This is a genomic window from Serratia sp. MF1(2023) (genome assembly GCF_030954545.1).
Classification (GTDB): domain Bacteria; phylum Pseudomonadota; class Gammaproteobacteria; order Enterobacterales; family Enterobacteriaceae; genus Serratia; species Serratia sarumanii.
In genome coordinates this window covers 284838-306275 of sequence record NZ_JAVHUX010000008.1, presented here as the reverse complement: position 1 = coordinate 306275, position 21438 = coordinate 284838, and the positions used below count along the sequence as shown (strand labels likewise).

At 62.1% G+C, this 21438-nt stretch carries 22 protein-coding genes; 14 read left to right on the top strand and 8 right to left on the bottom strand.

The features are described from left to right. Positions 1-99 precede the first annotated feature (99 nt). Complete coding sequence (locus tag REA38_RS04290) at positions 100-807, bottom strand: glutathione S-transferase N-terminal domain-containing protein (protein ID WP_308885118.1); 708 nt, start codon at positions 805-807, stop codon at positions 100-102. 74 nt (positions 808-881) lie between these two features. After that, positions 882-1565 (bottom strand): metalloregulator ArsR/SmtB family transcription factor, encoded by a 684-nt coding sequence (locus tag REA38_RS04285; RefSeq protein ID WP_308885117.1) that lies wholly within the window; start codon positions 1563-1565, stop codon positions 882-884. Between the two features lie 80 nt (positions 1566-1645). On the opposite strand from REA38_RS04285, the gene REA38_RS04280 reads away from it, so the two are divergent. Further along, positions 1646-2665: a cytochrome P450 gene (locus REA38_RS04280; protein WP_308885115.1), complete on the top strand. Its 1020-nt coding sequence runs from the start codon at positions 1646-1648 to the stop codon at positions 2663-2665. A gap of 12 nt (positions 2666-2677) precedes the next feature. Then, the gene (locus tag REA38_RS04275; protein WP_308885113.1) at positions 2678-3025 is read left to right on the top strand and encodes an antibiotic biosynthesis monooxygenase; all 348 of its coding nucleotides are present in this window, start codon (positions 2678-2680) and stop codon (positions 3023-3025) included. 31 nt (positions 3026-3056) lie between these two features. On the opposite strand, the gene REA38_RS04270 is transcribed toward REA38_RS04275, so the two are convergent. Next, positions 3057-3794: an isochorismatase family protein gene (locus tag REA38_RS04270; protein ID WP_308885111.1), complete on the bottom strand. Its 738-nt coding sequence runs from the start codon at positions 3792-3794 to the stop codon at positions 3057-3059. Positions 3795-3926: 132 nt separating this feature from the next. Between REA38_RS04270 and REA38_RS04265 the strand changes: the two genes are divergently transcribed. Both REA38_RS04265 and REA38_RS04260 read left to right on the top strand, forming a co-directional pair. Then, positions 3927-4823, top strand: coding sequence for a LysR family transcriptional regulator (locus REA38_RS04265; RefSeq protein ID WP_033637701.1), 897 nt, complete (start codon positions 3927-3929; stop codon positions 4821-4823). Between the two features lie 168 nt (positions 4824-4991). Beyond that, on the top strand, positions 4992-5489 hold the full coding sequence (locus tag REA38_RS04260; protein WP_308885110.1) for an ATP-binding protein: 498 nt from the start codon (positions 4992-4994) through the stop codon (positions 5487-5489). A gap of 113 nt (positions 5490-5602) precedes the next feature. Here the strand turns inward: REA38_RS04260 and cynS are convergent, their stop codons facing one another. Both cynS and REA38_RS04250 read right to left on the bottom strand, forming a co-directional pair. Next, positions 5603-6073, bottom strand: a complete 471-nt coding sequence (gene cynS, locus REA38_RS04255; protein ID WP_033637703.1) for a cyanase — start codon at positions 6071-6073, stop codon at positions 5603-5605. Positions 6074-6092: 19 nt separating this feature from the next. Continuing rightward, positions 6093-6746 (bottom strand): carbonic anhydrase, encoded by a 654-nt coding sequence (locus REA38_RS04250; RefSeq protein ID WP_308885107.1) that lies wholly within the window; start codon positions 6744-6746, stop codon positions 6093-6095. A gap of 114 nt (positions 6747-6860) precedes the next feature. On the opposite strand from REA38_RS04250, the gene cynR reads away from it, so the two are divergent. Next, a complete protein-coding gene (gene cynR, locus REA38_RS04245) occupies positions 6861-7760 on the top strand; it encodes a transcriptional regulator CynR (RefSeq protein WP_308885106.1) in 900 nt (299 codons plus the stop codon). Between the two features lie 22 nt (positions 7761-7782). Here the strand turns inward: cynR and REA38_RS04240 are convergent, their stop codons facing one another. Continuing rightward, positions 7783-9087, bottom strand: coding sequence for an MFS transporter (locus tag REA38_RS04240; RefSeq protein WP_308885105.1), 1305 nt, complete (start codon positions 9085-9087; stop codon positions 7783-7785). Positions 9088-9764: 677 nt separating this feature from the next. Between REA38_RS04240 and REA38_RS04235 the strand changes: the two genes are divergently transcribed. Further along, positions 9765-11357: an ABC-F family ATPase gene (locus REA38_RS04235; protein WP_308885103.1), complete on the top strand. Its 1593-nt coding sequence runs from the start codon at positions 9765-9767 to the stop codon at positions 11355-11357. 50 nt (positions 11358-11407) lie between these two features. Here the strand turns inward: REA38_RS04235 and moeB are convergent, their stop codons facing one another. Then, on the bottom strand, positions 11408-12163 hold the full coding sequence (gene moeB, locus REA38_RS04230; RefSeq protein WP_308885102.1) for a molybdopterin-synthase adenylyltransferase MoeB: 756 nt from the start codon (positions 12161-12163) through the stop codon (positions 11408-11410). 2 nt (positions 12164-12165) lie between these two features. After that, positions 12166-13404: a molybdopterin molybdotransferase MoeA gene (gene moeA, locus REA38_RS04225; protein WP_308885100.1), complete on the bottom strand. Its 1239-nt coding sequence runs from the start codon at positions 13402-13404 to the stop codon at positions 12166-12168. Between the two features lie 157 nt (positions 13405-13561). Here moeA and REA38_RS04220 point away from each other — a divergent pair, with 157 nt between their 5' ends. The 8 genes from REA38_RS04220 (at position 13562) to REA38_RS04185 (ending at position 21419) form a co-directional block, all read left to right on the top strand. After that, positions 13562-14098 carry a DUF924 family protein gene (locus REA38_RS04220; protein ID WP_103798777.1) on the top strand — a complete coding sequence of 179 codons (537 nt, stop codon included), beginning with the start codon at positions 13562-13564 and terminating at the stop codon, positions 14096-14098. Between the two features lie 357 nt (positions 14099-14455). Further along, positions 14456-15412 (top strand): isoaspartyl peptidase/L-asparaginase, encoded by a 957-nt coding sequence (locus REA38_RS04215; protein WP_308885098.1) that lies wholly within the window; start codon positions 14456-14458, stop codon positions 15410-15412. 19 nt (positions 15413-15431) lie between these two features. Further along, on the top strand, positions 15432-17309 hold the full coding sequence (locus tag REA38_RS04210) for a dipeptide ABC transporter ATP-binding protein (protein WP_308885097.1): 1878 nt from the start codon (positions 15432-15434) through the stop codon (positions 17307-17309). A 23-nt stretch (positions 17310-17332) separates the two neighbouring features. Beyond that, on the top strand, positions 17333-18868 hold the full coding sequence (gene gsiB / locus REA38_RS04205; protein ID WP_041034181.1) for a glutathione ABC transporter substrate-binding protein GsiB: 1536 nt from the start codon (positions 17333-17335) through the stop codon (positions 18866-18868). Between the two features lie 52 nt (positions 18869-18920). Beyond that, a complete protein-coding gene (gene gsiC, locus REA38_RS04200; RefSeq protein ID WP_060427963.1) occupies positions 18921-19841 on the top strand; it encodes a glutathione ABC transporter permease GsiC in 921 nt (306 codons plus the stop codon). A 9-nt stretch (positions 19842-19850) separates the two neighbouring features. Continuing rightward, a complete protein-coding gene (gene gsiD / locus REA38_RS04195; RefSeq protein WP_308885095.1) occupies positions 19851-20759 on the top strand; it encodes a glutathione ABC transporter permease GsiD in 909 nt (302 codons plus the stop codon). 106 nt (positions 20760-20865) lie between these two features. Then, a complete protein-coding gene (locus tag REA38_RS04190; RefSeq protein ID WP_029988820.1) occupies positions 20866-21102 on the top strand; it encodes a type II toxin-antitoxin system CcdA family antitoxin in 237 nt (78 codons plus the stop codon). Between the two features lie 2 nt (positions 21103-21104). Further along, on the top strand, positions 21105-21419 hold the full coding sequence (locus REA38_RS04185) for a CcdB family protein (protein ID WP_019454426.1): 315 nt from the start codon (positions 21105-21107) through the stop codon (positions 21417-21419). Positions 21420-21438 lie beyond the last annotated feature (19 nt).

The window sequence follows — 21438 nt, the reverse complement described above, 5'->3', positions numbered from 1 at the left end:
TAAATAACATCAAATTGTTACGTAAGGAGAGTAGAACAGGGGGATGACAATTTTATGACAGCGAAAGACGGGATGGCCCGGCGGCCACCCCGTTTGGCGTCAGGCCGCGCGCGCCGGGATAGCCAGCCCACGCTGCACCGCCGGCCGCGCCAGACCGCGCTCCAGCCACTGCGCGACGCGGGGGAAACTGTCGAACTCCACCAGCTCGCGGGCCTCATAAAAGCCGATCAGGTTACGCACCCAGCCCAGCAGCGAGATATCGGCGATGGTGTAGTCCGCGCCCATGATCCAGTCGCGGCCCTCCAGGCGCGTTTCCAGCACGCCGAGCAGGCGTTTCGATTCGTTCTTGTAGCGCTCCAGCGGCCGTTTGTCTTCATACTCGCGCCCGGCGAATTTGTGGAAGAAACCGAGCTGGCCGAACATCGGGCCGACGGCGGCCATCTGGAAGAATACCCACTGAATGGTTTCGTAACGCTGCGCCGGATCCTGCGGCAGGAAACGGCCGCTCTTTTCCGCCAGGTAGAGCAGAATGGCGCCGGATTCGAACAGCGGCAGCGGCCGGCCGCCGGGGCCGTCGGGATCGATGATCGACGGGATCTTGCCGTTCGGGTTCAGCGCCAGGAATTCCGGCGTCCAGGTTTCGTTGTTACCGATGTCGATCAGGTGCGCCTCATAGGGCAGGCCGATCTCTTCCAGCATGATGGACACTTTGACGCCGTTCGGCGTCGGCAGGGAATAGAGCTGCAGCCTTTCAGGATGCTGAGCCGGCCAGCGTTTGACGATCGGGAATTGGGTGGAATCGAGCATGGAAACTCCTCGGGTTGGCGGGGTGGCCTAAGCGTACCCCTTGAGTATTGCAGTAAAACTACCCCGCCGCCGGGTTACACCGTGAGTTCAAAATGTGCTGCCAGCGCTTTTTTACCGGCAGGGGTCAGCTGCAACTCGCGGCTGTCGAGCCGGCGAACGATCCAGCCGCGGTGGATAAAGGCGGCCAACAGCGCGGCGCCCAGCGCGCCGCCGAGGTGAGAGCGGCGTTCGCTCCAGTCCAGGCAGCCGCAGGCGAAGCGGCGGCGGGTGGGGGCGGGGGAGCAATCGACGCCCAGCCGCGCCAGCGCGGCCTGACCGGCGTCGCTTAAGCGGTAGTCTTCCTCACCGCTCAGCCAGTTCAGCGCATGCAGCCGATCGTGCAGTTTCACCGCCACCTCGCCCGCCATATGGTCGTAGCAGGTGCGGGCATATTGCAGCGTGGTGGGCGTGCTGCTTTTCACCGACGGGCGCGGTACGCCTGCCAACGCCATCAGGCCTTCCAGCGCTTCGGCCACCGGCTGACCGGCCAGCCGAAAATAGCGGTAGCGCCCCTGTTTGACGCAGGCGATCAGCTGCTGCTCCAGCAGTTTCGCCAGATGCGCGCTGGCGGTGGACGGGGCGACCTCGACCGCCGCGCTGAGCTCGGTGGCGGTGTAGGCGCGCCCGTCCATCAACAGGCACAGCATGCGCGCCCGGGTGCGGTCGGCGATGGCGGCGCTCAGCGCCGCTAAACGATCTTCGATGTCGATGTTATGCATACTTCGAGGTTAGACGAAGTATGACTGCGCGTCCATTGCTAACCTGTGATTATCGCCATCTGGTACCGAGGGAGAAAACCATGTCCGTATGTCCTTATGCCGCCGCGCTGGCCGCCGAGCCGCAGATGCGCTATCGCGCCTTGCCGCCCCTAAGCTGGGATAGCGCATGGCAATGTTGGGTGGCCGCGGCGCCGCAGTGGGTGAGGGAAGCGCTGCTCAATGCCGATCTCGGCGTGCGGCCGGCCGATGAGCCGGTGCCGACGGCCTTGCTGGAGACGCCGATGGCGCCGCTGTTCGCCGGGCTGGCGCGGATGCGCGACGGCGAGGAGCACCGCACGCTTAAGGCGGCGCTGCAGCGGGCGTTCGCTTCCTGCGACGATATCCTGATTCAGCAAACCGCGACACAGTGCGCGGTGCGTTTAGCGCCAAAAGCGCCCGAGGCGGCAGCGATCACCCGCTTTAACTACGGATTGCCGGTCTGCACCCTCGGCGCATTGCTGGGCGTGCCCGAAGCGCAATGGCAACATCTTATCGACGACAGCCTGGACTTTGTCCGCTGTATCGCGCCCGGCGGCACGCCGCAGCAGTTGGCGCACGGCATTGTGGCGGCGCAGCGGCTCTGTGCCCGGCTGGCGACGGGAAAGGGCGTGCTGCGCCAGGCATTAGCGCGGGAGATTGGCGACATCCGGCTTGAGTTGGCCAATGCGCTCGGTCTGCTGTTTCAGGCCTGTGAGGCGACGGCGGGCTGGATCGGGCAGGCGTATTTGCTGGCGCGGCAGAACGGTGAAGTGGACACCGCGCTGGATCGGGTGCGGGCGCTAACGCCACCTATCCAAAACACGCGCCGTTTTGTCTTGCGCGAGACGCAGCTTGGCGGTTATACGCTGCGCGTGGGGCAGACCGTCTTGCTGTTGCTCGGCGCGGACGGCGAACTGGCCTTCGGCGCGGGGGCACACCGCTGCCCGGGCGAACGCTGGGCGAGGATTATCGCGCGCTGTGGCGTGGCGCATCTGTGTTCGCTGGATATTGATGAGCGGGCGTTGAAATCGGTGCGGTGGCGCCATTCTTACAATGCGCGCGTACCGGAATTTTACCGTTGAGAGGAGACGATAATGATCGCCGTGATTTTTGAACTGCAGGCCGCCGATGGGCGGCGCGATACCTATCTGACGCTGGCGGCGGAGCTGAAGCCGCTGTTGGCGCAGATCGACGGATTCATTTCCATCGAGCGCTTTCAAAGCCTGGCCGATCCTGCACGCCTGCTGTCGCTCTCTTTCTGGCGCGACGAAGCGGCGGTGCAGCAGTGGCGCAATCTCGAGCAGCACCGGGCGGCGCAGGCGCGCGGCCGTGGCGAGGTGCTGGCGCAGTATCGGCTGCGGGTGGCGGAGGTGGTGCGGGACTACGGGCTGGAGAGACGCGAACAGGCGCCGCAAGATAGCCGTTGTTATCACCGCACCTGAAGAAAGCCCGCCGCCGGCGGGCTTTCGTCCGTTATTTCGCTTCGCTGCCCACCTTCATTGCCCCGGCGTAGCTGGCGCCCATCCCCCAGGCGGCGCCGTGGTCGCGGGCGATCTGCAATACGCCTCCCGCCGTGGCTTTGCGGCTCCAGTCCTGCTGCCATTCCAGCATCAACGCCACCCAGTTGATGGGCGTGGCGCCCGCCTGTACCAGACGCTGCATGGCGTTGTTTTGGCTGTCTGGCGTAATGTCACCGGTGACGTCCGACAGGATATAAACCTCATAGCCCTCGCCCAGGGCGGACAGCGCCGGCAGCATCACGCAGCTGGCGGTCCACAGCCCGCCGATGATGATTTTCTTGCGGCCGGATTGTTTGATCAGATCCACCACGCGCCGATCCTGCCAGACGTTGATGGCGGTGCGGTCGTACACCTGCAGGTCCGGGCGTGCCTGCGTCACCTGCTGGAATACCGGCCCGGCGAAGCTTTTGGCGTTGGCCGAGGCCAGAATGGTCGGCACGTTGAACACCTTGGCGGCCTTGGCGATGCCGGCGGCGTTATTGACCAGGTTGGTTTGATCGATAGAGGAAATGGTCATGCCGAACATGTCCTGCAGATCGACCAACAGCAACAGGCTGTTCTCGGCGGTCAGCGGCTGCACATAACCCGCTTGGCGGCTGTCGGCGGCGGGGGATTGCGCCAGCGCGGCGACGGCGACGGGGGCGGCGGCGGCGCTCAGGCCGAGCATCAGGGCGAACAGGGTCTTTTTCATTATTAACTCCATGATTATCAGTAGATTAAATTCACCTCTCACTCAGGGAGGCGGTTGAATAAAGTCTACTGAGGTTGTTGAAGTTAATAATCTGTGTTTTATTGAATTTATAATTAACCATCAGGACATAATATGGACGTGCTACTGACGATGCGCGCCTTTCGTCGCGTGGTTGAGCGCAACAGTTTTTATAAGGCGGCGGAGGATCTGGCGATCACGCCGGCGGCGTTGAGCAAGCAGATTAAGCAGTTGGAAAACCGGTTGGGGACGCTGTTGCTGGTGCGCACTACCCGTAGCATGAGCCTGACCGAAGCCGGGCAGCTCTATTACCAGGAAGCCTGTCGGTTGCTCGGCGAGTTCGACGCGCTGGAGCAGACGGTTGCCGCCAGCGCGCAGCAGGTCTCCGGCACGCTGCGGGTCAATGCGCCGCTTTCGTTCGGCCTGACGGTGTTGTCGCCACTGCTGCCGCCGTTTATGCAACGTTACCCGCAGCTGCAGGTGGAGCTGACGTTGGACGACAGGGTATTGGACGTGGTGGCGGCCGGTTTCGATATTTCCTTGCGCATTCGCCGACGGCTGCCGGATTCTTCCCTCAGCGCCCGGGCGCTGGGTGAAGTGCACCAGCGAATTTGCGCCGCGCCCGGCTATTTGGCGCAGCACGGCGTGCCGCAAACGCCGAATGAATTGCAGCGACACAGCTGTCTGGCCTATTCCCTGGCGGAAAGGCCGGGGCAGTGGCAGTTCACCGCCGGCGAGGAGAGCCTGAGCGTGACGTTCACTCCCCGGTTGATCGCCAACAACAGCCTGATGCTGCGGGATATGCTGGTGGCGGGACTGGGCATCGGTTCGCTGCCGTCGTTCGTGGCGGATCCCGAAATCGCCGCCGGCAGGCTGGTGCGGCTGTTCCCTGAACAGATTGCCGACGTGCATCAGGTTTTTGCGGTTTACCCGACGCGCCGGCATGTGCAGCAGAAAGTGAGTTTATTCACCGAATTTGTGCGAGAACAGGGATTGATGACGGCGAATTGACAACGGCGCACGATTGTCATATTCATTAGCTATGAAAAAATCCTACCGCCCATTCGCGCAAATTATTATCACCCTTCTCCAAAGGGTGGGATAGCGCGTGTGTCGCCAATAAAAACCCGCCGGCAGGCGGGTTTTTTTATCCCCTTCCGGCAACGACCGGAGAACGTCATGAAAACCTACCCTGCAGTTTTACACCTGATGTGTGGCAAGGCCGGCGCAGGCAAATCGACGCTGGCGCAGCGTTTGGCGCAGCAACCGCAAACGCTGTTGCTGGTCGAAGATGCGTGGCTGGCGACGCTGTATGAGCAGGAGATGACCAGCCTGCAAGACTATGCGCGCTGTTCCGACCGGTTGCGGCGGGCGCTGGGCGGGCACCTCGTTCAGCTGCTGCGCGGCGGCTGGTCCGTGGCGCTCGATTTCCCGATGAATACGCCGGACAGGCGGCGCTGGGCCAAAGCGTTGGCGGAGGAGGCCGGCGTTGCGCACTGTCTGCATTTTCTCGACGTCAGCCATGCGCAATGCCTGAGCCGGATAACGCTGAGAAATGCGCGCGGCGAGCACCCATTTGCCCTGAGCGAAGCGGAGTTTGAGCGCCTGGCGCAGTACTTTTTTCCCCCGGCGGAAGAGGAAGGGATGACCGTCTGGCGTTATGGCGAACAGGACTGAAAACCGGCGCCATGACGGCACCGGCAACGGTTAGGCTTCGGCGTTAAACGCGTTGTGGAAGGCGACTTCCGCGCACGGCAGCGCGGCCTGGAAGGCGATGGCGCAGAGGTAGATTAGAAAGGCTTGGTCGGCAGGTATTTGCCGTCCAGGGTGATCACCGCGCGTTCGCCGCCTTCCGGATCGGCGACCTTCTTGATATCCAGCTTGAAGTTGATGGCGCTGATGATGCCGTCGCCGAACTGCTCGTGCACCAGCGCTTTCAGCGTGGAACCGTAAACCTGCAGCATTTCATAGAAGCGATAAATGGTCGGATCGGTCGGCACGCCGCCGGGAATGCTGCCGCGTAGCGGGATGGTTTGCAGCAGCTGTACCGCCTCTTCGTCCAGCCCGAGCTTGGCCGCCACGGTGCGTGCCGCTTGTTCCGGCAACGCATGCTGCCCCAGCAGCGCGGCGGTGACGAACGCCAGGCTGAGTCCGGTGCCCTCCGCCAGCGCGTCGAAAGTCAGGTTATGGCGGATCTTGGCGGCCATGATGGTGTCGGTGAGCGCTGCGCGCGGGGCGGCGTTATGCAGAGAGTGTGTCATGTTAGCTCCTTTTGTTGACTTAAAAACGGGCGAGCGCCGGGGTGGCGGTCACCTCGGGATGGGTGGCGAGCGGCACGAAGCGGCGGGTTTCGCCGTCCAGCGCCTCGATAGCGCCGCTGGCGATGTCATAGACCCAGCCGTGCAGCGTCAGGCGGCTCTGATCCAGCGCCAGGGCGACGGAAGGGTGCGTTTTGATGTTGTTGAGCTGGGCGATGACGTTTTCGCGCACCATCGATGCGACCCGCGCCTCTTTGGAAGCGTGCGGATAAGCCTGATTGACCGCCTTCGCGGAATCGGCGTAACGCAGCCAGCCGGCGACCGTGGGCAGGTGATCCAGACACTGGCAGGTGGCGATGGCGGTCATTGCGCCGCAGTCGGAATGGCCGCAGATCACGATATCCTCCACGCCCAGCGCGGCGACGGCGTACTCGACCGAGGCGGTAACCCCGCCGGGTTCGGGGCCGAAAGAAGGCACGATGTTGCCGGCATTGCGGATCACGAACAGATCGCCCGGCTCGCGCTGGGTGACCAGCTCCGGCACCAGGCGGCTGTCGGAACATGAGATAAACAGGGTGCGCGGGTTTTGGCGGGTCGCCAACTGCTGAAACAGCGCCGTGCGTTCAACAAAGGCTTCGCGCTGGAACTTCAGGAAGCCTTCAATCACCTCTTTCATCCGTTTCTCCATTGGGTGTCGTTATGCGATGGCGGCATGATGAACGCTTCTGGCTATAGGGTCTAAGACTCATTTATAATGCAAACTATAGGTTTTACTAATAGCTGGGGCGTTATGCTGCTGCGACACATCCGTTATTTTCTGGCCGTTGCCGAACAGGGCAACTTCACCCGCGCCGCCGAAGCGCTGCACGTGTCGCAACCGACGCTTTCGCAACAGATCAAGCAGCTGGAAGACACATTGGGAGCGCCGCTGTTCGATCGCAGCGGCAGAGCCGTGCGCCTGACCGACGCCGGTGAGGCGTGGATGCGCTATGCGCGCTTGGCGCTGCAGGATCTGGATGCCGGCGCGCGGGCGATCCATGACGTGGCGACGCTGGCACGCGGCCATTTGCGGCTGGCGATGACCCCCACGTTCACCGCCTATCTGGTGGGGCCGGCGGTCGATGCCTTCTACCGCCGCTATCCGGGGATTACGCTGAGCATTGAAGAGATGGCGCAAGAGCGAATGGAGGCGCTGCTGGCGCAGGATAGGCTGGATCTGGGCATTGCCTTCGAGATGGCGCAGTCGGCGGAGGTGGAAGCGGCGCCGTTGTTCAGCGAGACGCTGGAACTGATGGTCGGCGCCGATCATCCCTTGGCGTCTCATCGCCGGCCGCTGACGCTGGCGGAGTGGCAACATCTGCCGCTGGCCTTGCTGAGCGGCGACTTCGCCACGCGTCAGTTTATCGATCGCTACTGCACGCAGCTGGGTTTCCGCCCGCAGGTGGCGGTGGAGGCCAATGCGCTGGGCGCCATCGTCGAGATCGTGCGGCGCGGGCAGCTCGCTACGCTGTTGCCGGCCGCCATTGCGCGCGAGAACCGGCAGTTGAAAAAAGTGGCTTTGGCCAACGCCATGCCGGTGCGGCAGGCGGTATGGCTGCAGCGCAAAGGCGCTTACCGCAGCGCCGCCGCGCAGGCGTTTATTGCCCTCTTGCAGGAACAGGGCATTACGCCGGCGCCGGGCAGCCGATAGCCGCACGGCTCGGCAGCAGGCGCTATTCTTTATGACGTTCGTGGAACAGCAGAGTGGCGATCAGGCTGACGGTCAACATGCCGGTGACGTACCACGCCGGCGCCATCGGATTGCCGCTGACGTCCAGCAGCCAGGTGACGACCAACTGCGCCGATCCGCCGAACAGCGTTACGCCAAAGGCGTAGATCATCGAGGTTCCGGTGGCGCGCACGTGGCGCGGTAGCGCCGAAACGATCAGCATGGTGCTCGACAGCATGTTGATGCCCAGCGCGCAGATCAGCAGGATGCGGAAAACGATCGCCAGCCACAGGGTTTGCGTGGCGCTGAGGAACCAGAAGGTCGGGTAAATCAGGAGCAATGCCGCAAAAATGGAGAACAGTAGCGGCCTTTTGTAGTTCTGCACCCGATCGACGTAACGGCCTGCGCAATAGACCGCGATGATCTGTACCACAGAGGCGATACAGCTGAACAGGTAGGCGGTCGGGCCGGCGATGTGATAGGTCTGCATCATGTAGGTCGGCATATACAGCAGCACCACGTAGACCATCACGGTACCGGACATGATGATCAATACGCCCAGCAACAGATCTTTGGCATGATTGCTCACCAGATCCCATACCGGATTCAGCGGCGGCCGCGCGTGAGCCGGCGCCTCTCCACTGTAGGTCTCTTCCAGATGTTTGCGAATATAGATGCCGACGGGAATGATCAACAAACCGATGATGAACGGCACGCGCCAGCCCCAGGCATACAGTGCCTGCTCCGGCAGAAAATAGGTGAGCGCCAGGCCTAAAGAAGCGCCAAGCAGGGCGCTGATGCCCTGGCTTATCGCCTGCCAGCTGACGAAGAAGCCGCGTTGGTTGGCCCCTGCCGACTCCAGCAGCAGCGTGGTGGCCGAGCCCACTTCACCGCCGGCGGCAAACCCCTGAATCAGGCGGCCAATCACGATCAGCACCGGCGCCAGAACGCCGATTTGCGCATGGGTGGGCGCGAAGGCGATCAGCGCGGTGCCGACGCCCATCAGCACGATGGTCATCAGCATGGCGGCCTTGCGGCCGACCCGATCGGCATAGGCACCCAGCACCATGCTGCCCAGCGGGCGCATGATAAAGCCGACGCCGAACACCGCCACCGACATCAACAAGGAGCCGTAGGCGCTGTCGCTGGGAAAATAGAGTTTGCCGATAATGGCGGCAAAGAAGCTGTAGACGGTGAAGTCGAAAATCTCCAGGCCGTTGCCCAGGCTGGCGCCGACAATGACTTTGTAATTTACCGCGCCCTTCTCCGCCGTTTGGCTTTTGGGCAATGCGTTTTCAGCAGTGTTCATCGTTGTCTCTCGCGATAGGTGGACGGTGTGTTGTTATTATTTTCTGGCCGGGGTGGCGTTATCCGGGGCGGCGATAACCGAGCCCCGAAACGCCAACAAAACGGCAACGTCACGTTTACATATACTTGTATGTACAATCATATGCAATATGAGAGTAGTTAGCGGGATAACGCTGGTTTGATTTTCAAATCTTCCTGTATTTAATTGTTTTAATTTGGTTTTTCCTGTTATCTGAACGAATGTGCCATGTCGGTTTAGTGAGCTGTAACGCATTAATCCTCTAAAAAACCTTGGTAATTAAGAAGGCGGTCACAAAATGTCGCGTATAGCAGAATGTGTGGCGATAGTCGGAAAAAACTAGAATTAAATAGAGACGTATTGGCTGTATTAATGATTTTCATAAGATGAACAGATACGATTTATTCGTGCCTGGGGCAGTTCTGAGGAGAATAAATGTCATTTTTAAGTTTAATTAATATATTTGGCGAATTGGTTTCAAATATTGTACGGCTTGCTGCGTGAAATCTCGCCGTGAATTTTATCGGTGTTATTCAACCCAACTATGACTCATTCGTCGTCACCGCTCAAAATGTCACCAAAACTTCCCGCGATCTCTTAACCCCGTTGTGGCATAATGCGCGCCAAATCACATTCCCTATGTATAAAGAGCGAGCGCTGTGTTAAGCACCAACAACATCACCATGCAGTTCGGCAGCAAGCCGTTGTTTGAAAACATCTCTGTTAAATTCGGCGGCGGCAACCGTTATGGCCTGATCGGCGCCAACGGCTGCGGCAAGTCCACCTTTATGAAAATCCTCGGCGGCGATTTGGCGCCGACCGGCGGCAACGTGTTCCTCGATCCGAACGAGCGCCTGGGTAAACTGCGTCAGGATCAGTTCGCCTTCGAACAGTACAGCGTGCTGGACACCGTGATCATGGGCCACACCGAGCTGTGGGCGGTGAAGGAAGAGCGCGACCGCATCTACGGCATGGCGGAGATGAGCGAAGAAGACGGCTATAAAGTGGCCGATCTGGAAGTCGCCTACGGCGAGATGGACGGTTACACCGCCGAAGCGCGCGCCGGCGAACTGCTGCTTGGCGTCGGCATTCCGGTGGAACAGCACTATGGCCCGATGAGCGAAATCGCGCCGGGCTGGAAGCTGCGCGTGTTGCTGGCGCAGGCGCTGTTCTCCGATCCGGAAATCCTGCTGCTCGACGAACCGACCAACAACCTGGACATCGATACCATTCGCTGGCTGGAGCAGGTGCTGAACGAACGCAACAGCACCATGATCATCATCTCGCACGACCGTCACTTCCTGAACATGGTCTGCACCCACATGGCGGATCTGGATTACGGCGAACTGCGCGTTTATCCGGGCAACTACGACGAATACATGACCGCCGCCACCCAGGCGCGTGAACGTCTGCTGGCCGACAACGCCAAGAAGAAGGCGCAGATCAACGAGCTGCAATCGTTCGTCAGCCGTTTCAGCGCCAACGCCTCCAAATCCAAGCAGGCCACCTCGCGCGCCCGCCAGATCGACAAGATCCAGCTGGAAGAAGTGAAGGCCTCCAGCCGCCAGAACCCGTTCATCCGTTTCGATCAGGACAAGAAGCTGTTCCGTAACGCGCTGGAAGTGGAAGCGCTCACCAAGGGCTTTGACAACGGCCCGCTGTTCAGCAAGCTGAACCTGATGGTGGAAGTGGGTGAGAAGGTTGCGGTGCTGGGTGCCAACGGCATCGGTAAAACCACCCTGTTGAAAACGCTGGTGGGCGACGCGCAGCCGGACACCGGCACCGTGAAGTGGTCGGAAAACGCCCGTATCGGTTACTACGCGCAGGATCACGAATACGAGTTTGACGATACCCTGACCGTGTTCGACTGGATGAGCCAGTGGAAGCAGGAAAAAGACGACGAGCAGGCGGTGCGCAGCGTGCTGGGCCGTTTACTGTTCAGCCAGGACGACATCAAGAAGAAAGTGAAGGTGCTGTCCGGCGGTGAGAAGGGCCGCATGTTGTTCGGCAAGCTGATGATGCAGCGCCCGAATATTCTGGTGATGGACGAACCGACCAACCACCTGGATATGGAATCCATTGAATCGCTGAACATGGCGCTGGAGATGTACGAAGGCACGCTGATCTTCGTCTCCCACGACCGTGAGTTCGTCAGCTCGCTGGCGACGCGCATTCTGGAAATCACCCCGAACAAGGTGATCGACTTTACCGGCAACTACGAAGACTATCTGCGCAGCCAGGGCATCGTCTAACCCTCGCGGCAACGCATCAGGGCGGGAAGTATCCCGCCCTTTTTTATTCGTCATTCCCCGCCGCACACCTCGCAGTGCGGATCCTTCGGCAGTTTCATCTCGCGGAACTGCATGCTCATCGCATCGAACATCAACAGCTTGCCGCGCAGCGGCTGACCATAGTCGGCCAGCAGCTTGATGGCCTCCATCGCCTGCAGGGTGCCGATAGTGCCGACCAGCGGCGCCATCACGCCCGCTTCGACGCAGGTGAGGGCGCTGTCGCCGAACAGCCGGCTCAGGCAGCGGTAGCAGGGCTCGCCCGGCTGATAGGTGAACACGCTGAGCTGGCCTTCCATGCGGATCGCCGCGCCGGAAACCAGCGGCCTCTGCTGCGCGTGGCACAGGCGGTTCAGGGTATCGCGCGCCGCCACGTTGTCGGTGCAGTCCAGCACCAGATCGCAGGCGGCGATCTCTGCCGCGACCGCGTCATCTTCCAAACGGCCGTCGATCGCGTCGATGCGGATATGCGGGTTGATGGCGCTCAGTTCCCGCTTGGCGGAAGCGACCTTGCTCTGGCCGATGCGATCGTCGCGGTGCAGGATCTGGCGCTGCAGGTTGGAGAGCGAGACGGTGTCGAAATCCACCAGCACCAGATGGCCGACGCCGGCCGCCGCCAGATATGGCGCGGCGGCGCAGCCCAGCCCGCCCAGCCCGGCGATCAGCACGCGGGCGGCCTTCAGCTTCTCCTGGCCGTCGAAGTCAAAGCCGCGCAGCACGATCTGACGGTTGTAGCGCAGCGCTTCGGCGTCGGTCAATTCCGGCAGCATGCTCAGCTCCTCAGCAGGGCGTTGAACGGCTCGATCTCCACCGTTTCGCCTACCGCCACCGAACCGCGTTCGCGCTCCAGCACGATGAAACAGTTGCCCTGGCTGTAGGAGCTGAAGACGTGCGAGCCCTGGTGGCCGGTGGTGCTGACCTCCAGTTCGCCCGCGGCGTTGCTGCGGAACACGCCGCGCTGAAAATCGAGGCGGCCCGGCGATTTCTTCAACGGGGTCAGCGCCCGTGCGCGCAGGCGCGGCGGCAGGCGCCAGTCGCTGTGGCCGGCCAGCTTCGCCAGCAGCGGTTGCACCAGTTGGTAGAAGGTCAGGGCGGCGGAAACCGGGTTGCCCGGCAGGCCGCAGAACCAGGCGTGGCCCAGTTTGCCGAAGGCGAAGGGTTTGCCGGGTTTGATCGCCAGCTTCCAGAAGCTGACCTGGCCCAGTTCGTCGAGCATTTGTTTGGTGTAGTCGGCCTCGCCGACCGAGACGCCGCCGCTGCTGATGACCACGTCGGCCTGGCTGTCCGCCCGTTCGAAAGCGGCGCGCAGCGCATCGCGATCGTCGCGGATAATGCCGAGATCGAGCACCTCGCAGCCCAGCTGTTCCAGCATCAGGCGCACCGCGAAGCGGTTGGTGTCGTAGATTTGGCCCGCCTGCAGCGGCTGGCCGACCGGCTGCAGTTCGTCGCCGGTGGAGAACACCGCAACCTTCAGCTTACGCATCACCTGCACCTCGGCGACGCCAAGCGAAGCCAGCAGCGGCAGCTGCGCGGCGCCCAGCTTCACGCCGGCCGGCAACACGCTCGCGCCGCGGCGAATGTCTTCACCCGCCAGACGGATATTCTGGCCGGCTTCAACCGGCGCGGTAAAACGCACGCCTTGGTCGCTCACCTCGGCCAGCTCCTGCATCACTACCGCGTCCGCCCCGGCCGGGATCGGCGCGCCGGTCATGATGCGCACGCAGCTGTTGGCTGGCCATTGGCCGTCGAACGGCGCACCGGCGAAGGCCTTACCGGCGACCGGCAGCGGCGCATTGGCCGCCAGATCGGCGAGGCGCACAGCATAGCCGTCCATCGCCGAGTTGGCGAACGGCGGCACGTCGAGCGGCGAGACCACCGGCGCGGCGGTGATGCGGCCGGCGGCGGCGGTCAGGGCAACGGATTCGGTCTGCTGCAGCGAGGCGATCTGCCCGAGCATTTTTTCCAGCGCTTGCTCCAGGGAAATGAGATCGGAAGTATGGCAATGATCCATAAAGGGAACTCCGTAATCAGGGTGCGCTAAAATAGCGACAAAGTGCGGGTATTATGGCAGAGAACGCCGGGGGGGAGAACGGGTTATGCCCGCCATCTTTCGCACTGCGGCGCTGGGGCGATCGGGTATAAACTGCGTAAAACAGAGGAGAATCATGATGCATAAACAGGTTATCGACTTCTGGTTCGACGAGATCGAACCGATCATGTGGTTCAAAAAGGACGACGATTTCGATCGTCTGCTGCACAGCCGTTTCGGCGAAATCTGGCACGCGGCGGCGGCGGGGGAGTTGGCGCACTGGCGCGACACCATCGAGGGGCGGCTGGCGGAGGTGATCGTGCTCGATCAGTTCAGCCGCAACCTGTTCCGCGGCACGCCGCAGTCGTTCGCCTGCGACGGCATGGCGTTGATCCTGGCGCAGGAGGCGATCCGCAGTGGCGAGTGCGAGCGGCTGAGTCGCGAGCAGCGCGGTTTCCTTTATCTGCCCTTCATGCATTCGGAATCGCCGCTAATCCACCAGCAGGCGCTGGTGTTGTACACCGAGCTCAATAACGGCGACCAGCTGGAGTTCGAGCTTCGGCACAAGGCGATCATCGATCGTTTCGGCCGCTACCCGCATCGCAATGCGATATTGGGGCGCACCAGCACGCCGGAAGAAGAGGCTTTTTTACAGCAGCCCGGATCGGGTTTTTAATCTCGGATCATCTGCGCCCGGCCGGGGAAAAAACAGCAGGCCGGGCGCCGCAATAAGCGTTATTCAGCGCGAACGTTTATTTCCTTACGCCATGCCGCTATTTCCGCACGCGGAATTACCAATAATCTCGGCCGTACGATCGGCGGTTTACGGCTTTTTATAACCTGCTGTTTTTATTCCAATAAGCTATTTCAAGGTGCGAAACGGTCTAAGCGGACTACGCTAAAAGCGGGACGTGGACGTTATGCTGTACTTCCACTGTAGGACTAAATAGAGTCGAAAAAGACTGAATAATAATGATACCGCGCTCAGCTTATTCGCTGCGCAACGGCGGGATTAACACAGGGTGTCAGGCAAATGAGCAAACCAGTGATTGTCATTCATGGCGGCGCGGGCGCAATTACCCGGGCGGCGCTGAGTGCGGAAAAAGAACGGCAGTATATTCAGGCGCTGTCCGAGATCGTGGCCGCCGGGCAGGCGATACTGGCGCAGGGCGGCAGCGCGCTGGACGCGGTGACCGAAGCGGTGCGGCTGCTCGAAGAGTGCCCGCTGTTCAACGCCGGCAAAGGCTCGGTGTTTACCCATCAGGGCACCCACGAGCTTGATGCCTGCGTGATGGACGGCCGCACCTGCGATGCCGGCGCCGTCGCCGGCGTCAGCCGCATCCGCAACCCGGTGCTGGCGGCGCGCGCGGTGCTGGAAAATAGCGAACACGTGCTGTTTGCCGCCGAAGGCGCCGAGAAGTTTGCCGCAGCCCACGGCCTGGAAATGGTCGCTCCCGATTTCTTCTTTACCCAGGAACGTTTCGATCAGCTGCACCGCGCCCAGGCGGAGCAGGGCCGGGTATTGCTCGATCACGACGGCGCGGCGCAGGCCGGCGATCCGCTCGATCCCGATCGCAAATTCGGCACCGTCGGCGCGGTGGCGCTGGATGCGCTGGGCAACCTCGCCGCCGCCACTTCGACCGGCGGCATGACCAACAAGCAGGCCGGGCGAGTAGGCGACACGCCGATTATCGGCGCCGGCTGCTATGCCAACAACGCCACCGTGGCGGTTTCCAGCACCGGCACCGGCGAAATGTTCATGCGCGGTGTGGCTGCCTATGACGTCTCCGCCCTGATCGAATACGGCGATCTGAGCCTGCAGGCGGCCAGCGATCGGGTGGTGATGGAGAAGCTGCCTGCACTGGGCGGCAGCGGCGGCATGATCGCCGTCGATCGCCACGGCAATATCGCGCTGCCGTTCAACTGCGAGGGGATGTATCGCGGTTTTGGCTATGTCGGCGATGCGCCGTCCGTCGGGATTTACCGCTAAGCGTTCACCGGGAGGGTGCATGACCGACGTTTTACTTCGACCCGCCGCCAGCGGCGGGCCGTCATTGTCGCCGCAGCGGGTGCTGACGGTGCGCGATCTGAGCATCAGCTTTCCTCAACCGGACGGCGCCGTGGAAGCGGTGCGCAACCTGTCGTTCGATCTCGATCGCGGCGAGACGCTGGCGATCGTCGGTGAGTCCGGCTCCGGCAAATCGGTCACTTCGCTGGGGCTGATGCGGCTGGTGGAGCAGGGCGGCGGGCGCATCGTCGGCGGCGTCATGACGCTGCGCCGGCGTGACGGCGCGCTGCTCGATCTGGCGCAGGCCTCGCAGAGCACGCTGCGCACGGTGCGCGGCGCCGACATGGCGATGATCTTCCAGGAGCCGATGACCTCGCTCAACCCGGTATTTCCGGTTGGCGAGCAGATCGCCGAATCGCTGCGCCTGCATCAGGGCATGGATCGCCGCAGCGCGCGCCAGGAGGCGCTGTGCATGCTCGATCTGGTGCGTATTCCGGAGGCCAAAGAGGTGCTGGGGCGCTACCCGCACCAGCTTTCCGGCGGCATGCGCCAGCGGGTGATGATCGCCATGGCGCTCTCCTGCAAGCCGGCGCTGCTGATCGCCGATGAGCCCACCACCGCCCTCGACGTCACCATTCAGGCGCAGATCCTGCAGCTGATCCGCGTGCTGCAACGGGAGATGCAGATGGGGGTGATCTTCATTACTCACGACATGGGCGTGGTGGCAGAGATCGCCGATCGGGTGCTGGTGATGCGCCGCGGCGAGCAGGTGGAACAGAATCGGGTGCGCGAGCTGTTTGCCGCGCCGCAGCAGGCCTATACCCGGGCGCTGTTGGCGGCGGTGCCGAAGCTGGGGGCGATGGCCGATCGGCCGCTGCCGGCGAAGTTTCCGTTGCCGGGCGGAGAGGGGGATACGGCGCCGCAGGATACCGTGCCGCCCGGCGCCGCGCCTATCCTGCATGTGGAGCATCTGGTCACGCGCTTTGATCTGCGCGGCGGGTTGTTCAATCGGGTCACTCGCCGGGTGCACGCGGTGGAAAACGTCAGTTTCGATCTTTACCCCGGCGAGACGCTGGGGCTGGTGGGCGAGTCCGGCTGCGGCAAGTCCACTACCGGGCGCTCTTTGCTGAAGCTGGTGGACAGCCAGAGCGGCACCATCACCTTCGCCGGGCGGCGGATAGATCAGTTGAAGGGGCCGGCCCTGCAGCACCTGCGGCGCGATATTCAGTTCATTTTTCAGGATCCATACGCTTCGCTTGATCCGCGTCTGACGGTCGGTTTTTCCATCATGGAGCCGCTGCTGGTGCACAACGTGATGCACGGCCGCGAGGCGGAGCAACGGGTGGCCTGGCTGCTGGAGCGCGTCGGCCTGCTGCCGGAGCATGCGCGCCGCTACCCGCACGAATTTTCCGGCGGCCAGCGCCAGCGCATCTGCATCGCGCGCGCGCTGGCGCTGAACCCGAAAGTGGTGATCGCCGACGAGGCGGTGTCGGCGCTGGACGTGTCGATTCAGGCGCAGATCGTCAATCTGCTGCTCGACCTGCAGCGCGAGTTCGGCATCGCTTTTCTGTTTATTTCACACGATATGGCGGTGGTGGAGCGCATCAGCCACCGGGTGGCGGTGATGTACCTCGGGCAGATCGTCGAGATCGGCCCACGGCAGGCGGTGTTCGATAACCCGCAGCACCCTTACACCCGCAAATTGATGGCTGCGGTGCCGGTGGCCGATCCCGCCCACGCCCACAAACGGCAGCCGCTGCCGGCCGATGAGATCCCGAGCCCGGTGCGCGCGCTGGGCGATGAACCCGTTACCGCACCGCTGGTGCAGGTTGGCGCCGGGCACTTTGTCGCCCGCCACCCGATCGCCGGTGCTTTTTAAAGACCTCAGGAGAGACAAGCGACATGAAGCACACATTCAAACGCAATGCGCTGTTGGCCGCCGTACTGCTGGCGGCGGGAACCGGCCCGGTCTGGGCGGCGAAGGACGCGGTGATCGCCGTGGCCTCCAACTTCACCACCCTCGATCCTTACGACGCCAACGATACGCTGTCGCAGGCGGTGGCCAAGTCTTTCTATCAGGGGCTGTTCGGCTTCGACAAGGACATGAAGCTGGTGAACGTGCTGGCGGACAGCTATGAGGTCAGCAAAGACGGCCTGACCTACACCGTCAAACTGCGCCAGGGGATTAAATTCCACGACGGTACCGCGTTCAACGCCGAGGCGGTGAAGGTAAACCTCGATCGCGCCAGCAACCCGGACAGCCACCTCAAGCGCTACAACCTGTTCAAGATGATCGACAAAACCGAAGCGGTGGACGCCAATACGGTGAAGATCGTGCTGAAAGCGCCGTTCTCGGCGTTCGTCAACAACCTGGCGCACCCGGCGGCGGCGATCATCTCGCCGGCGGCGCTGAAGCAATACGGCAAGGAGATCGGTTTCCACCCGGTCGGCACCGGGCCGTATCAATTCGTCACCTGGAACCAGACCGATTTCGTCAAGGTGAAGAAGTTCGACGGCTACTGGCAGACGGGGCTGCCGAAGCTCGACAGCATCACCTGGCGCCCGGTGGTGGATAACAACACCCGCGCGGCGATGCTGCAAACCGGCGAGGCGACCTTCGCCTTCCCGATCCCTTACGAGCAGGCCAAGGTGCTGGAAGGCAACGCCAAGCTGGACGTGGTGGCCGCGCCGTCGATCCTGCAGCGTTACATCAGCATGAATGTCACTCAGAAGCCGTTCGACAACCCGAAGGTGCGCCAGGCGCTGAACTATGCCATCAACAAGGACGCGCTGATCAAAGTGGCGTTCGCCGGGTACGCGGTGCCGGCGGAAGGGCCGGTGCCGCCGGCCATTGACTTCGCTGCCCGCTATAAGCCGTGGCCGTACGATCCGGCCAAGGCGCGCGAGCTGCTGAAAGAGGCCGGCTACCCGAACGGCTTCACCACCACGCTGTGGTCTTCCCACAACCACAGCACCGCGCAGAAGGTGCTGCAGTTCACCCAGCAGCAGCTGGCGCAGGTGGGGGTGAAAGTGACGGTGACGGCGATGGATGCCGGGCAGCGTGCGGCGCAGGTGGAGAGCGTCGGGGTGAAGGACACCGGTGTGCGGCTGTTCTACACCGGCTGGTCGGCCTCGACCGGGGAAGCGGACTGGGCGCTGTCGCCGCTGTTCTCCACCCAGGCGGCGCCGCCGAAGCAGTTCAACACCGCGTTCTACAGCAACCCGCAGGTGGACAAGGATCTGACCGACGCGCTGGCGACCACCGATCGCGCCGAGAAGCAGAAGCTGTATCAGGACGCGCAGGATCGCATTTGGGCCGATGCGCCCTGGATCTTCCTGGCGACCGAACGTCTGTTGTCGGCCAACAGCAAACAGCTGAGCGGTTTCTACGTGATGCCGGATACCTCGTTCAACTTTGATAACGCCGATCTGAAATAAGGCGCCCATCCCCGCCTGCGGCCAAGCGTCGGCGGGCGGGGGAAGGAATGAGATGCTCAATTATTTTCTGAAACGACTGCTGGGCCTGATCCCGACGCTGCTGATCGTGGCGGTGCTGGTGTTCCTGTTCGTCCACCTGCTGCCGGGCGATCCGGCGCGGCTGGCGGCGGGGCCGGAGGCCGACGAGGCGGTGGTGCAGCTGGTGCGCAAGGATTTGGGGCTGGATCAGCCTCTGCCGCAGCAGTTCGCACACTTCTTCGTCAACGCGCTGCGGGGCGACTTCGGCATCTCGATGGTGTCCAAGCGCCCGGTGAGCGAAGAGATCGCCTCGCGCTTTATGCCGACCTTTTGGCTGACCGTCACCAGCATGCTGTGGGCGGTGGCGTTCGGCCTGGCGATCGGCGTGGTGTCGGCGGTGTGGCGCAACCGCTGGCCGGATCGCCTCGGCATGACGCTGGCGGTGTCGGGGATCTCGTTCCCGGCCTTTGCGCTCGGCATGCTGCTGATGCAGGTGTTCTCGGTCGAACTGGGGTGGCTGCCGACGGTGGGCGCCGACAGCTGGCAACACTACATTCTGCCTTCGATCACCCTGGGGGCGGCGGTGGCGGCGGTGATGGCGCGTTTCACCCGCGCTTCGTTCGTCGAGGTGCTGCAGGAAGACTACATGCGCACCGCGCGCGCCAAGGGCGTGCGGGAAAGCGTGGTGGTGATGAAACACGGCCTGCGCAACGCGATGATCCCGGTGGTGACCATGATGGGGCTGCAGTTCGGCTTCCTGCTCGGCGGTTCGATCGTGGTGGAGAAGGTGTTCAACTGGCCGGGGTTGGGGCGGTTGCTGGTGGACTCGGTGGAGATGCGCGATTACCCGGTGATCCAGGCCGAGGTGCTGCTGTTCTCGCTGGAATTCATTCTGATCAACCTGCTGGTGGATATGCTGTACGCGGCGATTAACCCGGCGATTCGTTATCAATGAGGACGCGGCATGATTAAGCATTGGCGGCGCAACGCCGCACTGAAGGCGATGCCGCTTATCGATCCCAATGCGGTACGCACGCCGTGGCGCGAGTTTTGGCGGCGTTTTCGCCGCCAGCGGGCGGCGCTGGTCGCCGGTCTGTTGGTGCTGCTGCTGATTGCGGCGGCGCTGCTGGCGCCTTATCTGGCACCGTTCGATGCGGAAAACTATTTCGATTACGATCGGCTGAACGAGGGGCCTTCGCTGATGCACTGGCTGGGCGTGGATTCTCTCGGGCGCGATATCTTCAGCCGCATCCTGATGGGCACGCGCATTTCGCTGGCGGCCGGGGTGTTCTCGGTGCTGGCGGGCGGGGCGATCGGCACCCTGCTGGGGCTGCTGGCCGGCTACTATGAGGGCTGGTGGGATCGCCTCACCATGCGCGTCTGCGATGTGCTGTTCGCGTTTCCCGGTATTCTGCTGGCGATCGGCGTGGTGGCGATCATGGGCAGCGGCATGGCCAACGTGATCGTCGCGGTGGCGATCTTCAGCATTCCGGCCTTCGCCCGCCTGGTGCGCGGCAATACGCTGGTGCTGAAGCACCTGACCTATATCGAATCGGCGCGCAGCATCGGCGCCTCGGACTGGACCATCATCCTGCGGCACATTCTGCCGGGCACTCTGTCTTCGATCGTGGTCTATTTTACCCTGCGCATCGGCACCTCGATCATCACCGCCGCCAGCCTGTCGTTTCTGGGCCTGGGCGCCCAGCCGCCGACGCCGGAGTGGGGGGCGATGCTCAACGAGGCGCGCGCCGATATGGTGATCGCGCCGCACGTGGCGATCTTCCCCAGTCTGGCGATATTCATCACCGTGCTGGCGTTCAACCTGTTGGGCGACGGACTGCGCGACGCGCTCGATCCTAAGCTGAAGGGGTGATGCTTTAACGTATGGCGCATATTTGAACGGGCTCAAATGACGTCTCAATGCTACTATCGTTCAATAAACCGTGTTGTTTGCACGAAAATGAGTGAGAGAGGTGCCGATGCCAGTAAAACAACGAACGACGCAAAGTGTGACCATGACGCTGGAACGCAGTTTGTTGAGCCGTGCGCGTGAGGCGGGGATTAATCTCAGCGCGACGCTAACTGCTGCTTTAGATGCTGAGTTACGTCAGCATGAGAGGATAAAATGGCAGGAAGAAAACCGAGAGGCGCTTGAAGCGCTTAACCGATTTAATGATGAGCATGGTTGCTTTAGCGACGAATACAGGACGTTTTAGCGATGCAATTTACGGTGTATGCGAATAGGGGGAACAGCGCGGTTTATCCCCTGCTGCTTGATGTGACGAGCGATATCATTGGGCAATTAAATCGTCGAGTTGTGATCCCTTTGTTGCCCGTTGAAAAATACCCGGGGAGTACGCGACCGGAACGCTTGATCCCGTTGATCAGATTGATTGATGACAACGAGTACGCCGTGATGACATATGAAATGGCCAGCATCCCGGTTCGGGCTTTGGGGGCCGAGTTTTGTGATGTTTCCCAGTATCGGACCAGGATAAAAGCCGCCATCGACTTTCTTCTTGACGGTATTTGAAGAAATCCGGGCGCTTTAA

Coding starts and splice junctions, on each gene's coding strand:
- REA38_RS04290 (WP_308885118.1), bottom strand. CDS start 807: ATGCTCGATTCCACCCAATTCCCGATCGTCAAACGCTGGCCGGCTCAG.
- REA38_RS04285 (WP_308885117.1), bottom strand. CDS start 1,565: ATGCATAACATCGACATCGAAGATCGTTTAGCGGCGCTGAGCGCCGCC.
- REA38_RS04280 (WP_308885115.1), top strand. CDS start 1,646: ATGTCCGTATGTCCTTATGCCGCCGCGCTGGCCGCCGAGCCGCAGATG.
- REA38_RS04275 (WP_308885113.1), top strand. CDS start 2,678: ATGATCGCCGTGATTTTTGAACTGCAGGCCGCCGATGGGCGGCGCGAT.
- REA38_RS04270 (WP_308885111.1), bottom strand. CDS start 3,794: ATGAAAAAGACCCTGTTCGCCCTGATGCTCGGCCTGAGCGCCGCCGCC.
- REA38_RS04265 (WP_033637701.1), top strand. CDS start 3,927: ATGGACGTGCTACTGACGATGCGCGCCTTTCGTCGCGTGGTTGAGCGC.
- REA38_RS04260 (WP_308885110.1), top strand. CDS start 4,992: ATGAAAACCTACCCTGCAGTTTTACACCTGATGTGTGGCAAGGCCGGC.
- cynS (WP_033637703.1), bottom strand. CDS start 6,073: ATGACACACTCTCTGCATAACGCCGCCCCGCGCGCAGCGCTCACCGAC.
- REA38_RS04250 (WP_308885107.1), bottom strand. CDS start 6,746: ATGAAAGAGGTGATTGAAGGCTTCCTGAAGTTCCAGCGCGAAGCCTTT.
- cynR (WP_308885106.1), top strand. CDS start 6,861: ATGCTGCTGCGACACATCCGTTATTTTCTGGCCGTTGCCGAACAGGGC.
- REA38_RS04240 (WP_308885105.1), bottom strand. CDS start 9,087: ATGAACACTGCTGAAAACGCATTGCCCAAAAGCCAAACGGCGGAGAAG.
- moeB (WP_308885102.1), bottom strand. CDS start 12,163: ATGCTGCCGGAATTGACCGACGCCGAAGCGCTGCGCTACAACCGTCAG.
- moeA (WP_308885100.1), bottom strand. CDS start 13,404: ATGGATCATTGCCATACTTCCGATCTCATTTCCCTGGAGCAAGCGCTG.
- REA38_RS04220 (WP_103798777.1), top strand. CDS start 13,562: ATGCATAAACAGGTTATCGACTTCTGGTTCGACGAGATCGAACCGATC.
- REA38_RS04215 (WP_308885098.1), top strand. CDS start 14,456: ATGAGCAAACCAGTGATTGTCATTCATGGCGGCGCGGGCGCAATTACC.
- REA38_RS04210 (WP_308885097.1), top strand. CDS start 15,432: ATGACCGACGTTTTACTTCGACCCGCCGCCAGCGGCGGGCCGTCATTG.
- gsiB (WP_041034181.1), top strand. CDS start 17,333: ATGAAGCACACATTCAAACGCAATGCGCTGTTGGCCGCCGTACTGCTG.
- gsiC (WP_060427963.1), top strand. CDS start 18,921: ATGCTCAATTATTTTCTGAAACGACTGCTGGGCCTGATCCCGACGCTG.
- gsiD (WP_308885095.1), top strand. CDS start 19,851: ATGATTAAGCATTGGCGGCGCAACGCCGCACTGAAGGCGATGCCGCTT.
- REA38_RS04190 (WP_029988820.1), top strand. CDS start 20,866: ATGCCAGTAAAACAACGAACGACGCAAAGTGTGACCATGACGCTGGAA.
- REA38_RS04185 (WP_019454426.1), top strand. CDS start 21,105: ATGCAATTTACGGTGTATGCGAATAGGGGGAACAGCGCGGTTTATCCC.